This is a genomic window from Stenotrophomonas sp. GbtcB23, from assembly GCF_019091045.1.
GTDB lineage: Bacteria > Pseudomonadota > Gammaproteobacteria > Xanthomonadales > Xanthomonadaceae > Stenotrophomonas > Stenotrophomonas rhizophila_A.
The window spans coordinates 1-351 of record NZ_JAGXKC010000258.1 but is presented as its reverse complement, the minus strand read 5'-3'; the positions used below and the strand labels follow the sequence as shown (position 1 = coordinate 351).

Below are 351 nucleotides of genomic sequence, written 5' to 3'. Positions count from 1 at the left end.
GACCACGTTCCGAATTTAGCCCAACACCGTGAATGAAAGAAGGCCGGAGCTTGCGCCCCGGCCTCGGAATTCGCGAGACTATCTGCGAAAAGCTTAGTTGACAGCCTTGTCGAGCAGCTTGTTCTTGCCGATCCAGGGCATCATGGGGCGCAGCTTGGTACCGACTTCCTCGATCTGGTGGGCGTCGTTGTTGCGGCGAATGCCCTTGAAGCGGGCCATGCCGGAACGGTATTCCTGCATCCATTCGGAGGTGAACTTGCCGGTCTGGATGTCCTTCAGCACGCGCTTCATCTCGGCCTTGGTTTCTTCCGTGATGATGCGCGGACCCGTGACGTATTCGCCCCACTCGGC

General features: G+C 58.7%; 1 pseudogene. It reads right to left on the bottom strand.

Features of this window, described 5'->3' with window-relative positions:
• Window positions 1-93: 93 nt before the first annotated feature.
• Window positions 94-351 (bottom strand): annotated as a pseudogene (locus KVS69_RS19025) (ketol-acid reductoisomerase); the annotation flags it as partial.